The 13396-nt window shown below is 64.9% G+C and carries 6 protein-coding genes and 1 pseudogene; 5 read left to right on the forward strand and 2 right to left on the reverse strand.

Annotated features, from left to right (window positions below; genetic code table 11):
- Positions 1-107: 107 nt before the first annotated feature.
- Positions 108-2918, forward strand: coding sequence for a di-heme-cytochrome C peroxidase (locus tag EAV90_RS03930; protein ID WP_129142659.1), 2811 nt, complete (start codon positions 108-110; stop codon positions 2916-2918).
- Between the two features lie 102 nt (positions 2919-3020).
- Here EAV90_RS03930 and EAV90_RS03935 read toward each other — a convergent pair whose 3' ends face one another.
- Entirely contained in the window at positions 3021-3968 is a 948-nt protein-coding gene (locus EAV90_RS03935; RefSeq protein WP_122400868.1) for an alpha/beta fold hydrolase, read from the reverse strand.
- 205 nt (positions 3969-4173) lie between these two features.
- Here EAV90_RS03935 and EAV90_RS03940 point away from each other — a divergent pair, with 205 nt between their 5' ends.
- Complete coding sequence (locus EAV90_RS03940) at positions 4174-4638, forward strand: Hsp20 family protein (protein ID WP_164936765.1); 465 nt, start codon at positions 4174-4176, stop codon at positions 4636-4638.
- A gap of 138 nt (positions 4639-4776) precedes the next feature.
- Positions 4777-5547: pseudogene (locus EAV90_RS03945) on the forward strand (alpha/beta fold hydrolase).
- A gap of 127 nt (positions 5548-5674) precedes the next feature.
- Here EAV90_RS03945 and EAV90_RS39270 read toward each other — a convergent pair.
- Positions 5675-6454, reverse strand: a complete 780-nt coding sequence (locus EAV90_RS39270; RefSeq protein WP_164936766.1) for a flagellar biosynthesis protein FlhF — start codon at positions 6452-6454, stop codon at positions 5675-5677.
- A 490-nt stretch (positions 6455-6944) separates the two neighbouring features.
- On the opposite strand from EAV90_RS39270, the gene gltB reads away from it, so the two are divergent.
- On the forward strand, positions 6945-11678 hold the full coding sequence (gene gltB / locus EAV90_RS03955; protein WP_122400864.1) for a glutamate synthase large subunit: 4734 nt from the start codon (positions 6945-6947) through the stop codon (positions 11676-11678).
- A 140-nt stretch (positions 11679-11818) separates the two neighbouring features.
- Positions 11819-13270, forward strand: coding sequence for a glutamate synthase subunit beta (locus tag EAV90_RS03960; protein WP_122400863.1), 1452 nt, complete (start codon positions 11819-11821; stop codon positions 13268-13270).
- Positions 13271-13396 lie beyond the last annotated feature (126 nt).

Raw genomic sequence — 13396 nt, forward strand, 5'->3', positions numbered from 1 at the left:
ACTTCATTGCACGCTGAAGTAGAATAGCTTGCTGTCGGTTTGTTAGAACTTTCCGCGCTTGATCGGCGCGTCTTTTTTTGCGATTCGCCGTTTTCAGGATTTGGGCCATGCATGACCGCGCTTCGAAGCCGCCCTTCGACCCCTCGATCCAGGTCTCCCCGAACAATCCCTGTCCGTTCCTGCGCGGCCTCGTCGGCGAAGGCTTCGTCGATGGCGGCACCGTCCCGCTCCGGACGCTGTCACAGACCATCGCCAATGCAAGCGGCGAGGCGGGGCTGAAGAAGGTTTCGGCCCGCATCCAGGTGCGCGGCGTCGCGCTGATCGCCAACGGCGCCTGTCACATCCTGCAGAGCATCTTCTGGGGCGCGCAGCTCGATATGCTGCGCGGCGGTCCGCTCGATAAGCTCGGTGCCGGCTCGCGCATCCTCGGCGTCGACGGGCGCGTCAACGAGGACGAGATTGCGCGTCTCGCCAGCTTCGGCGGCACCTATACCGATCCCGATGGCGGCGGCACCGAGACCGGCCTCAACGCTTCGCAAATCCAGACCTTCATGAAGGACAATCTCAAGCGCGCCGGCAAGCAAGCGCGCTGGTACTACCCGATCCTGATGAAGTTCGAATGGCCGATCCTGCTCAAGATCATGGGCAAGGGCCAGGGTGATGACCGCTATCTCAGCGTGGCCGAGGTGAGGACATTGTTCAACGAGCGCAAATTCCCTGATAGGATCACCCAGCGAGTCGTCAGCCAGCCGGTCACCCCGCCCTCGCTGATCTTGCGCGCTGCCGGCGGACTCGTTGCCGCTCTTCTCGTCTTTGGTGTCGTGGCGCTGCGCTTTCCGGATCAATTCCAGCCGATGCTGCCAGGCATCTTCGGCGACCTGGTGGCGCCGCCATTGCCAGAGCACGTCGAGCCCCGGGCCGCATACTGGCTCGAGCAGAACTGGGCGCTGGAGGACCGGCACTGGTTTCATCACGCCAGCCAGGGCACCGCGACCTTCCCGGTGCCCTACCGCTGGTTCATGGCGCTCGAGCAGCCGCGGCTTCATTTCTTCGCAAAGCCCGGGATGCTGCACGACAGCGACCATCTGCAGCGCTTCGGCTTCATCCCGAGCCCGCAGACGATCGACACCGACGATGCCACGCTGCGCCGGTTCGGCTATGCCAACGTCTATGACAAGACCAAGCCGGTGCCGGCGCGGCTCTGGGATCCGCCGGTGAACTGGGGTCGCCAAGCCGAAAACGTCGACGGCCTGCCCGTCGGCTTCGCGCGGATGACGGGCGTCCCCGATCCTGCGACCGGCCAGATCGGCGAGGACCGGATCGGCCTGACCTGCGCCGCCTGCCACACCGGCCAGATCCACTACAAGGGCATCGATATCCGCTTCGACGGCGGCCCGGCAATGACCGACCTCAGGAAGCTCGAGGTCACGACCGGCCTGTCGATCGCCTACACGCTCTACGTCCCGGGTCGGTTCACGCGCTTCGCCGATCGCGTGCTCGGCGCCTCGGCCAGCGATGCGGACCGCGATGCGCTGAAGCAGAAGCTGCGTGCGATCAGCACGTTCCTGATCGACTGGGAGAAGACCTACGCGAAAACCATCGAGGGCAAGACGAGGTTCAACGAGAAGACGAAGCGGCAAGAGCCACAGCAGGACACGGAGGAAGGATACGGCCGTCTCGACGCGCTCAACCGCATCGGTAATCAGGTGTTCGCCCAGGACATGGCGCTCAGCGGCCTCAGCGGCTTCGAGAAGAATCTGCACGCCAAGGACGCGCCGGTCAGTTTCCCGCCGATCTGGACCGTACCCTGGCTCAAATACGCGCAATATGACGCGTCCATCGAGCAACCGCTGATCCGCAATGCCGGCGAAGCGCTGGGCGTGACCGCGCTGCTCAATCTGTCCGACACTACGCCCAAGGACAGGCTGTTCCGCTCGTCGATGGATGTCAAGAATCTGAACTGGATCGAGGATCTGTTGAAGGGGTCGCCGCCCTATCCGAAAAAGCAGCTCTCCGGGCTGACATCGCCGAAATGGCCGTCGGACATCTTCGGTGATGACGCCTGGAAGATCGATGGTGAGCGCGTCAAGAACGGCCGCAAGCTGTACGCGCAACTCTGTGCCGAATGCCATCTCGGGCCGGTCAACGATCCCGTGTTCGACGCCGAGTTTCCGGATCAAAGCATCTGGTCCTCGTCGCGCTGGGAGACCATCGGCGCCGACAAATTCCTGAACGAGGTCCAGAAAAGCGTCAAAGGCATGGGGACCGATCCCGCTCAGGCCAGCGTGCTGGAGACGCGGACGATTCAGGTACCGGGCTTTCTCAAGCTCGATCCCTCGCAGAAGCTCAATGCCTGGTGGAACTGTAATCTGCCGGATGTTTCTTCGACCGACATGCCGTACTCGCTTGGGCTGATGGTGCTCGTCGACATCGTCGCCCGCAAGGCGATGGACGATGCGAAGATCGACCCGAAGGTTCAGCAGGCCTGGTGGGGTGAGCGCAAGAACTGCCCCAATCCCGGTCCGCAACCGCCCGACAAGAAGGAGCCGCGGCCCTGGTATCGTGCGCGCCCGCTCAACGGCGTCTGGGCCACCGCGCCTTATCTGCACAACGGATCGGTGCCCTCGCTCTACTGGATGCTGAGCCCTGCGGCCGAGCGTCCCAAATCGTTCTGCATGGGCGGTGATCGCGACTATGATCCGAAGCAGGTCGGCTTCGCGGTCTCTGACGGTGAGAGCTGCAAGACCGGGCAGTCGCGTTTCTCGACGCGGGCGTCTGATGGCACCGAGTTGTTCGGCAACAGCAATGCCGGCCACTCGTTCGACGGCACACCGGGCCCCGGAAAGGACGGCACCATCGGCCGCGTGCTCAAGGAGCAGGAGCGCTACGACCTGATCGAGTATCTGAAGACGCTGTGAATGACCTCGTCGTCATGGCCGGGCTTGTCCCGGCGATCCACGATCTTTGCTGCGGCACCAGGAACGTGGATGCCCGGGACAAGCCCGGCATGACGAAGATCCTCACTTGAACAGCGGCGTGCCCGGCACGAAGGCGTCGAAGGCGGCCCAGAACTGGGAGCGGTAGCGGTCTTGCTCCTGGAGGATCTCGTGCTTGGAGCCGGCGATCACGAGATGAGAGCCGGCGCGCAAGTGATAGGCGAACTCCTCGATCGCGGCGGTCGAGACCACGGTGTCGTTGGACGCCGCCAGCATCAGGATCGGTTGGCGGATCTGAGAAGGGTAGTTCACGCGCTTGAAAATGTGCATCGCGCGGAAGGCGGTATCGGCCCAGGCGACCGTCGGTGACGCCAGTCCGAGCGTCGGGTCTTCCTCCAGGATCGCGGCATTGCGCGCATAGCGCACCGGGTCGCTGGTCAGGGGATTGTTGATGAAGGGATCGAGCCCGGTGAGGCGGTCGCTGCCGCCGGGAACGTAACGGCCCCCCTGCCCGAGCAGGCGCATCGTCTTGAGCAGCGCACGCACCGGAAACGAGGTGGTGCGCCCGGGCAGGTCGATCATCGGCGCCGACAGCACCATGCGGTCGAACCAGCGCTTGCCGGCATGCGCCACCCGCAGCAGCACAGTGCCGCCCATGGAGTGGGCCAGCGCGAAGAAGGGCGGCGGGCAATCCGGCAGCACCACCTGCTGCACGAAGGTCTCGACGTCGATCTCGAAATCGGAGAAGTCGCGCACATAGCCCTTGCGCGGATCGCGCAGACGGCGCGACGAGTGGCCCTGCCCGCGCCAGTCGATCATCGCCACCGCAAAGCCGCGATCGCGCAAGTCACGCACCGTCTCGAAATATTTCTCGATCTGCTCGCTGCGCCCGGTGAAGACGCAGACGGTGCCCTTGCGGTTCGCCGGCGGCGCCCACCGCGCAAAGCGCAGCTCGGCGCCATCGGGTGTCTTGATGGTGCCGCTGACGACGTTTTCGGGGACGGGATTGGACGGGATCGAGACCAGCGTCATGATTGGAAGTGCTAGAAATCAAGGGGCGGGAGCGCCGAAAAGGCGCCTATCCCGCCCTCTTGAACGCCGTCTCGTTCCACCCATATCACCTTCGTGCAGGCCGCTACCAGTGTTTCGGAACCGGAACATCAGGCTGCACACAGACGAAAGCCCGGCCCGATGGCGGGCGGGTCACCTAAACAGTCGCTCAATGGAGGACTTGACCATGCGTACCTACGATCTCACCCCGTTTTATCGTTCCACCGTCGGCTTCGACCGTCTCTTCAACCTGCTCGACCAGGCCAGCTCGGACGGCAGCCCCGGCTACCCCCCTTACAACATCGAGCGTACCGGCGAGAACGCCTACCGCATCACCGTTGCGGTCTCGGGCTTTGCCAAGGATGAGCTCTCCATCGTCGCGAAGGAAAACACGCTGACGATCAAGGGCGAGAAAGTCGCAGGCGAGAACTCGAAATCCGAAGTGCTCTACCGCGGCATCGCCGCGCGTGCGTTCGAGCGCGCCTTCCAGCTTGCCGACTTCGTGCAGGTAAAGGACGCCTCGCTCGAGAACGGGCTGCTTCACGTCGACCTCGTCCGCGAGATTCCCGAGGCCAAGAAGCCGCGCCAGATCGCGATCAACGCCGGCGCGAAGCCGCAGGTGATCGAGAACTCGGCCGCGCAAGCCGCCTAAGCCAGGCGACCAATCCAAACGACTTCCAGGTTGCGAAAACGCCCCGGTGCCCCGGGGCGTTTTTTGCACTGCATCACAGAACGGTGAACTTCCGCTCCGTCGTTTGGGCATCGACCCCAAACAAGACGGAGAAACATCATGTCACTCTGGCGCAGCCTTTTCGTCGCCGCGAGCCTCTTGGCGGTTCCCCTCAACCTTGCTCATGCCCAGACACCGCAGACGGTGAAGGCGAAGAACGTGGTGCTGGTGCACGGCGCCTGGGCCGACGGCTCGAGCTGGTCGGAGGTGATCCCGATCCTGCAGGCTGCAGGCCTGCATGTGACGGCCGTGCAGAATCCGCTGTCCTCGCTTGCCGATTCCGTCGAGGCGACCAAGCGGGCGCTGGCCGAGCAGGACGGCCCGACCGTGCTGGTCGCGCATTCCTGGGGCGGCACCGTGATCAGCCAGGTCGGCACCGACCCGAAGGTCACCGGCCTCGTCTAGGTCGCCGCACGCGCGCCCGACGCGAACGAGGATTTCGTCGCGCTGTCAAAACAGTTTCCGACGGGACCGGCGCGCGCCGGCATCGTCGAGCGCGACGGCTACACAAAACTTTCGGAAGACGCGTTCCTGAAATACTTTGCCAACGGCGTGAAGCCGGAGCAGGCGAAGGAGCTCTACGCCGTGCAGTGGCCGACGGCCGCCTCGATCTTTGCCGGCCGCACCACGGAAGCCGCATGGCACGCCAAGCCGAGCTGGTACGCGGTGTCGAAGAACGATTACACCATCAACCCCGATTTCGAGCGCTTCCTCGCCAAGCGCATGAACGCCACTACGATCGAGCTCGACGCCGGCCATCTCTCGCTGGTGTCACATCCGAAGGAGGTGGCGAACTTGATCCTGGACGCGGCGGGGTATCCGCGGAGCTAAGGTGATTGCGTGAATGCAAAAGGCGCCTGAGTTATTCGGGCGCCTTTTGTTTTGCTCCAATGTCGTCCTGGCCTGGTGCGCCATTGCGCACGGGAGCCAGGACCCATTACCCCAACGCACCACCTCGCTAATCCAGCCCTTGCGCAGCCGGCATCTCCTGTGTCGGCAGGATCGTCGGACCCGGCTTGGCCTGAGCGACTGTCGGCGCTGCGGCCTCGGCGGCCTTTGCCTGTACGGCCGCGGTCTGCTGGGCAGATTGCGCCTGAGCGGGCTGAGCCTCCGGCGCCCGCGCCTGCTGTGCCGTGGGCTCGACCGGCTTCGCCGCCGCGACCGGCGCCTCGCTACGCGGCGCAGCCGCCTTGGGCAGCGGCACGGCGCGCTTGGCAACATGCGGGATCGAGGCCGGCGGGCGCGGCGGGCCGCTGCGGATCATGGTCGGCGGCGGCAGCGCGGTTTGCGGGCCGTAAGAGCCGACCGCCCGCTCCTCATAGGGCGGCGCCATGCCGTAAGCATCGGAAGCCGGCATGAAGCGGATGATCCGGCCGTCGCGGGCGTCGATCACCAGCCGGCCGTCGTCGCCGCGGCGGTCGATCACCGCGATGGTATAGACGCTGCCGTGCAGGCGCGGAATGCCGAGCGGCGAGAAGCCGTTTTCACGCAGCACCGCGTAAACCTCCGTTGACGCCGTTGACGGCAACAATACCGGCGCCGGACCGCGTTCCTCGTAATCGTAGCCGTAACCGTAACGCGGCGGCGGGGTGGCCTCCGGCGATGCCAAGGGTCCATCGAAATCCGACACCGCGATCACCGCCCCTCCAACCGTACCGCTCGCGGGAACCTGGGCGTGTCCCGCACTTGCAGCCAGCACCAGCGCGGCGGCCGCCACACATCCTGTGAAAAACTTCATGATCGAGACGCTCCTGTCAGACCCTCCGGTAGCCGCCCTCTTTCGCTTCTTGCGGCGGGGCGCGCCTTCCGAAGGGCTGATCCGAAGCTTCATTCGGGATTCCGGCGTCCACAGGGCCGGATCAGGGCGTGTTTGCTCCAAAACCGGGGCTGCGCAACTTTCGGAAAGCGATTGATTGACATATCGGGAATCGCGACTTCCGCACGCTTGTGTGCTAGACAAAAATTTGGCAAGGTGATGGTTAGGACAGGAAGACTGTCTCAATTTTGCTGGCGGTTCCGGCACAGGGATTGCAGCGAAAACCGGTGCTCTCGAGCGTCGGCAAGCTACCAGGCAAAGCCGTTCTCGGGGACGAGGAGCGCCTAGGCCTGAATTTAAGAAAATGCGGCTCGCAGCGGACGAGCGGTGACCCAGAGGCGGGTGCCGCGGAACGCCCAAGGTGCGCCGAAGATGGCGGTGAGGCAGCTTGCCGCATGGAGAGGACAGAACAATGAACGGGTCGCAATTCGAGCGCGCAAACATCGTGGCAGAAGAGCTGTCGGCGACGGTCGCCTCGAAAACGACCGACCCGATTCAGGAGCACAATTCGCGCCCAAAAGCCGAGGGTCTCTACGATCCCGCCCTCGAGAAGGATTCCTGCGGCGTCGGCTTCATCGCCAACATCAAGGGCAAGAAGTCGCACGAGATCGTCTCGGATGCGCTGAGCATCCTCTGCAACCTCGAGCACCGTGGTGCGGTCGGCGCCGACCCCCGCGCCGGTGACGGCGCGGGCATCCTGGTGCAGATCCCGCACGCCTTCTTCAGCCGCAAGGCCAAGGAGCTCGGCTTTACGCTGCCGGCGCCCGGCGAATACGCCATCGGTGCGCTGTTCATGCCGCGCGACACCGCCTGGCGCAACGTCATCAAGAGCATCATCGCGGACCAGATCAAGGAAGAGGGCCTGACCCTGCTCGGCTGGCGCGACGTGCCGACCGACAATTCCTCGCTCGGCGTCACCGTGAAGCCGACCGAGCCCGCCTGCATGCAGGTGTTCATCGGCCGCAACGGCACGGCCAAGACGGAGGACGAGTTCGAGCGTCGGCTCTACATCCTGCGCAAGTCGATCTCGCAGGCGATCTACCAGCGCCGCGACCGCGGCCTCGCCGGGTACTACCCTTGCTCGATGTCCTGCCGCACCGTGATCTACAAGGGCATGTTCCTCGCCGACCAGCTCGGCAAGTACTACCCCGATCTGCACGAGAAGGACTTCGAGAGCGCGCTCGCGCTGGTGCATCAGCGCTTCTCGACCAATACCTTCCCGGCGTGGTCGCTGGCGCATCCCTACCGCATGATCGCGCATAATGGCGAGATCAACACGCTGCGCGGCAACACCAACTGGATGGCGGCACGCCAGGCCTCCGTGAGCTCCGAGCTGTACGGCAAGGACATCAACCGGCTGTGGCCGATCTCCTATGAAGGCCAGTCGGACACCGCCTGCTTCGACAACGCGCTCGAGTTCCTGGTGCAGGGCGGCTACTCGCTGCCGCACGCCGTCATGATGATGATTCCGGAGGCGTGGGCCGGTAATCCCTTGATGGATGAGAAGCGCCGCGCCTTCTACGAATATCATGCCGCGCTGATGGAGCCGTGGGACGGCCCCGCCGCGATCGCCTTCACCGACGGCCGCCAGATCGGCGCCACGCTCGACCGCAACGGGTTGCGGCCGGCGCGCTATCTCGTGACCAAGGACGACCGCATCGTGATGGCGTCCGAGATGGGCGTGCTGACGATCCCCGAGGACCAGATCATCACCAAGTGGCGCCTGCAGCCCGGCAAGATGCTGCTGGTCGATCTCGAGCAGGGCCGCCTGATCCCCGACGACGAGATCAAGGCCACGCTAGCCGCCAGCCATCCCTACAAGGAGTGGCTGGAGCGGACCCAGATCGTGCTCGAAGACCTGCCGAAGGTACCGACCACCGGCGTGCGCTCCAACCTGTCGCTGCTCGATCGTCAGCAGGCGTTCGGCTACAGCCAGGAAGACATCGCCATCCTGATGACGCCGATGGCCGCCACCGGCGAGGAAGCCGCGGGCTCGATGGGCAACGACACGCCGATCTCGGCGCTGTCGGACAAGGCCAAGCCGCTGTTCACCTATTTCAAGCAGAACTTCGCGCAGGTCACCAATCCGCCGATCGACCCGATCCGCGAGGAGCTGGTGATGAGCCTCGTCTCCATCATCGGACCGCGGCCGAACCTGTTCGACCTGCAGGGCATGGCCACGACCAAGCGCCTCGAAGCGCGGCAGCCGATCCTGACCGACGCGGACCTGGAAAAGATCCGCTCGATCTCGGAGGTCGCCGACACGCATTTCAAGTCGCGCACGCTGGACACGACCTTCCACGCCGGTCTCGGCGCAGCCGGCATGGACCAGGTGCTGGACGAGCTCTGCGCGCGCGCGGAAAGCGCGGTGCGCGAGGGCGTCAACATCATCATCCTGTCGGACCGCATGGTCGGCACCGACCGCGTGCCGATCCCGGCGCTGCTGGCCTGCGCCGCCGTGCATCATCATCTGATCCGCGTCGGACTGCGCACCTCGGTCGGTCTCGTCGTCGAATCCGGCGAGCCGCGCGAAGTGCATCACTTCGCATGCCTCGCCGGCTACGGCGCCGAAGCGATCAATCCATATCTCGCGTTCGAAACCATCATCGCGATGAAGGACCGCCTGCCCGGCTCGCTCGACGACTACGAGATCGTCAAGCGCTACATCAAGTCGATCGGCAAGGGCCTGCTCAAGGTGATGTCCAAGATGGGCATCTCGACTTACCAGTCCTATTGCGGCGCGCAGATTTTTGACGCCGTCGGTCTGAAGGCCGATTTCGTCGCCAAGTTCTTCGCCGGCACGCACACCCGCGTCGAAGGCGTCGGCCTTGCCGAGATCGCGGAAGAAGCCGTGCGCCGCCATGCCGACGCGTTCGGCGACGCACAGGTCTACAAGAGCGCGCTCGATGTCGGCGGCGAATATGCCTATCGGAGCCGCGGCGAGGACCATGCATGGACCGCCGAGTCGGTGTCCCTGCTCCAGCACGCCGCGCGCGGCAATTCGCAGGAGCGGTATCGCGCCTTCGCAAAAATCCTCAACGAGCAGTCGGAGCGTCTTTTGACGCTGCGCGGCCTGTTCCGGATCAAGAACGCCGAGGAAGAGAAGCGCAAGCCGATCCCGCTCGACCAGGTCGAGCCGGCCAAGGACATCGTCAAGCGTTTCGCCACCGGCGCGATGAGCTTCGGTTCGATCTCGCGCGAGGCGCACACCACGCTCGCGATCGCCATGAACCGGATCGGCGGCAAGTCGAACACCGGCGAAGGCGGCGAGGAGGCCGACCGCTTCAAGCCGATGCCGAACGGCGATTCCATGCGCTCGGCGATCAAGCAGGTCGCCTCGGGCCGCTTCGGCGTCACCACGGAGTATCTCGTCAACTCCGACATGATGCAGATCAAGATGGCGCAGGGCGCCAAGCCCGGCGAAGGCGGCCAGCTGCCCGGCCACAAGGTCGACGCGACCATCGCCAGGGTCCGGCACTCGACGCCGGGCGTCGGCCTGATCTCGCCGCCGCCGCACCACGACATCTACTCGATCGAGGACCTGGCGCAGCTCATCTACGACCTCAAGAACGTCAACCCGACGGGCGACGTCTCGGTCAAGCTCGTTTCCGAGATCGGCGTCGGCACGGTCGCCGCGGGCGTCGCCAAGGCGCGCGCCGACCACGTCACCATCGCGGGCTTCGAGGGCGGCACTGGCGCCTCGCCGCTGACCTCGATCAAGCATGCCGGTTCGCCGTGGGAGATCGGCCTTGCCGAAACCCACCAGACCCTGGTGCGCGAGCGGCTGCGCAGCCGTATCGTGGTCCAGGTCGACGGCGGCTTCCGCACCGGCCGTGACGTCGTGATCGGCGCGCTGCTCGGGGCCGACGAATTCGGCTTCGCCACTGCGCCGCTGATCGCGGCCGGCTGCATCATGATGCGCAAGTGCCATCTCAACACCTGCCCCGTCGGCGTCGCGACGCAGGATCCGGTGCTGCGCAAGCGCTTCACCGGCCAGCCCGAGCACGTGATCAACTACTTCTTCTTCGTCGCCGAGGAAGTCCGCGAGATCATGGCCTCGCTCGGCTTCCGCACCTTCAACGAGATGATCGGCCAGGTTCAGCTGCTCGATCAGACCAAGCTGGTCGCGCACTGGAAGGCCAAGGGCCTCGATTTCTCAAAACTGTTCGTCAAGCAGAAGGAAGAGAAGGGCCAGAAGATCTATCACTCCGAGCGCCAGAACCATCATCTGGAGGCGGTGCTCGACCGCACGCTGATCGAGCAGGCGACGCCTGCGCTCGACCGCGGCGCGCCGGTGAAGATCGAGGCCACGATCAACAGCACCAACCGCTCCGCCGGTGCGATGCTGTCGGGCGCGGTCGCCAAGATCTACGGCCATGCCGGCCTGCCGCATGACACGATCCATGTCAGCCTGAAGGGTACCGCGGGCCAGGCCTTCGGTGCGTGGCTCGCCCATGGCGTCACCTTCGAGCTCGAGGGTGAAGGCAACGACTATGTCGGCAAGGGCCTCTCGGGCGGCAAGATCATCGTGAAGCCGCCGCGGAACTCGGCGATCGTGCCGGAAGAGAGCATCATCGTCGGCAACACCGTGATGTACGGGGCGATCGATGGCGAATGCTACTTCCGCGGCATCGCCGGCGAACGCTTTGCCGTTCGTAACTCGGGCGCGGTCGCTGTCGTCGAGGGCGCGGGCGATCATTGCTGCGAATACATGACCGGCGGCATCGTGGTCGTGCTCGGCAAGACCGGGCGCAACTTCGCGGCCGGCATGTCCGGCGGCATCGCCTATGTGCTGGACGAGGCCGGCGACTTCGACAAGCTGTGCAACCTCAGCATGGTCGAGCTCGAACCGGTGCTGTCGGAGGAGATGATCAACGCCGACACCTATCACGCCTCCGGCGATCTCGAAGCGCACGGCCGGGTCGACGTGTTCAAGAACCTGCTCGCCTCCGACGTCGAGCGGCTGCACGTGCTGATCACGCGCCATGCCAAGGCAACCGGCTCCAAGCGTGCCGCCGAGATCCTCGCCAATTGGAAGGAATGGCTGCCCAAGTTCCGCAAGGTGATGCCGGTCGAGTACCGGCGCGCGCTGCGCGAACTGGCCGCCAATGCGGACGCCGAGCCGAAAATCGCGATCGGGGCGTAACTCTCAACTGGCGTCATTCCGGGGCGCAAAGCGCGAACCCGGAATCTCGCAAAGATAACCTCCAGGTTCCGGGTGTGCGCGCAGCGCGCGCATCCCGGAACGACGGAAAAGAAAACTTAGCGGCAGGGACTTCGGGTTTAATGGGCAAGATCACGGGTTTTCTGGAAATCGAACGGCACGATCGCAAGTACACCCCGGTCGCCGAGCGCTTGAAGCATTTCAAGGAATTCGTCGTTCCGCTCTCCGAGAAGGAGGTGCGCGAGCAGGCGGCGCGCTGCATGAACTGCGGCATTCCCTATTGCCACGGGACCGGCTCGGTTGCGCCCGGCACGCCCGGCTGCCCAGTCAACAACCAGATCCCCGACTGGAACGACCTCGTCTACCAGGGCAACTGGGAAGAGGCCTCGCGCAACCTGCATTCGACCAACAACTTCCCTGAGTTCACGGGCCGCATCTGTCCGGCGCCGTGCGAAGCGTCCTGCACGCTCAACATCGACGACAACCCCGTCACCATCAAGACCATCGAATGCGCGATCGTCGACCGCGCCTGGGACAATGGCTGGCTGAAGCCGGAAGTGGCAGCGGTCAAGACCGGCAAGAAGGTCGCGGTGATCGGCTCGGGTCCGGCGGGCATGGCCTGCGCGCAGCAGCTCGCGCGCGCCGGCCACGACGTGCATGTCTATGAGAAGTACGCCAAGGCCGGCGGCCTGCTGCGTTACGGCATCCCCGACTTCAAGATGGAGAAGCGCATCATCGACCGCCGTGTGGCGCAGATGGAAGCCGAAGGCGTCACCTTCCACTACAACAGCCATGTCGGCGCAGCCGGCAATGTCGATCCGCGCGAGCTGCTCAACCAGTACGACGCGGTCGCGCTGACCGGCGGCGCGGAAGCCCCGCGCGACCTGTCGATCCCCGGCCGCGATCTCGAAGGCATCCACTACGCCATGGACTTCCTGCCGCAGCAGAACCGCCGCGTCTCCGGGGAGCCGCTCGGCGGAGTCCAGGAGATCCTGGCCGGCGGCAAGCACGTCGTCGTCATCGGCGGCGGCGACACCGGCTCGGACTGCATCGGCACCTCGCTGCGTCAGGGCGCGCTGTCGGTGACCCAGCTCGAGATCATGCCCGCTCCCCCCGAGCGCGAGAACAAGGGCCTGACCTGGCCGAACTGGCCGCTGAAGATGCGCACCTCCTCCAGCCAGGCCGAAGGCGCGATCCGCGAATACGCCGTGCTGACCCAGAAGTTCTCGGGCGAGAACGGCAAGGTCAGGAAGCTGCACTGCGTGCGCGTCGACGACAAGTTCAAGCCGATTGCCGACACCGAGTTCGAGATCGACGCCGAGCTCGTCCTGCTCGCCATGGGCTTCGTCCATCCCGTGCACGAGGGCCTGCTCAAGCTGCTCGCGGTCGAGTTCGACCCGCGCGGCAACGTCAAGGCCAACACGCTGGACTACCAGACCTCGCGCCCCAACGTGTTCTCCGCCGGCGACATGCGCCGCGGGCAATCGCTGGTGGTGTGGGCGATCCGTGAAGGGCGGCTGTGCGCCCGGTCGATCGATACGTTCCTGATGGGGAAGACGGATTTGCCGCGCTGAGTGAGGCTCGCTCCGCTGCCATTTCAACAAACGGTGTCATCGCCCGGCTTGACCGGGCGATTCAGTATTCCAGAGACAGTTGTAATTGAATCGATAAGCCGCGGCGTACTGGATGCCCCGGTCCCG

The sequence above is a fragment of the Bradyrhizobium vignae genome, from assembly GCF_004114425.1.
In the GTDB taxonomy this organism is placed as follows: Bacteria; Pseudomonadota; Alphaproteobacteria; order Rhizobiales; family Xanthobacteraceae; genus Bradyrhizobium; species Bradyrhizobium vignae.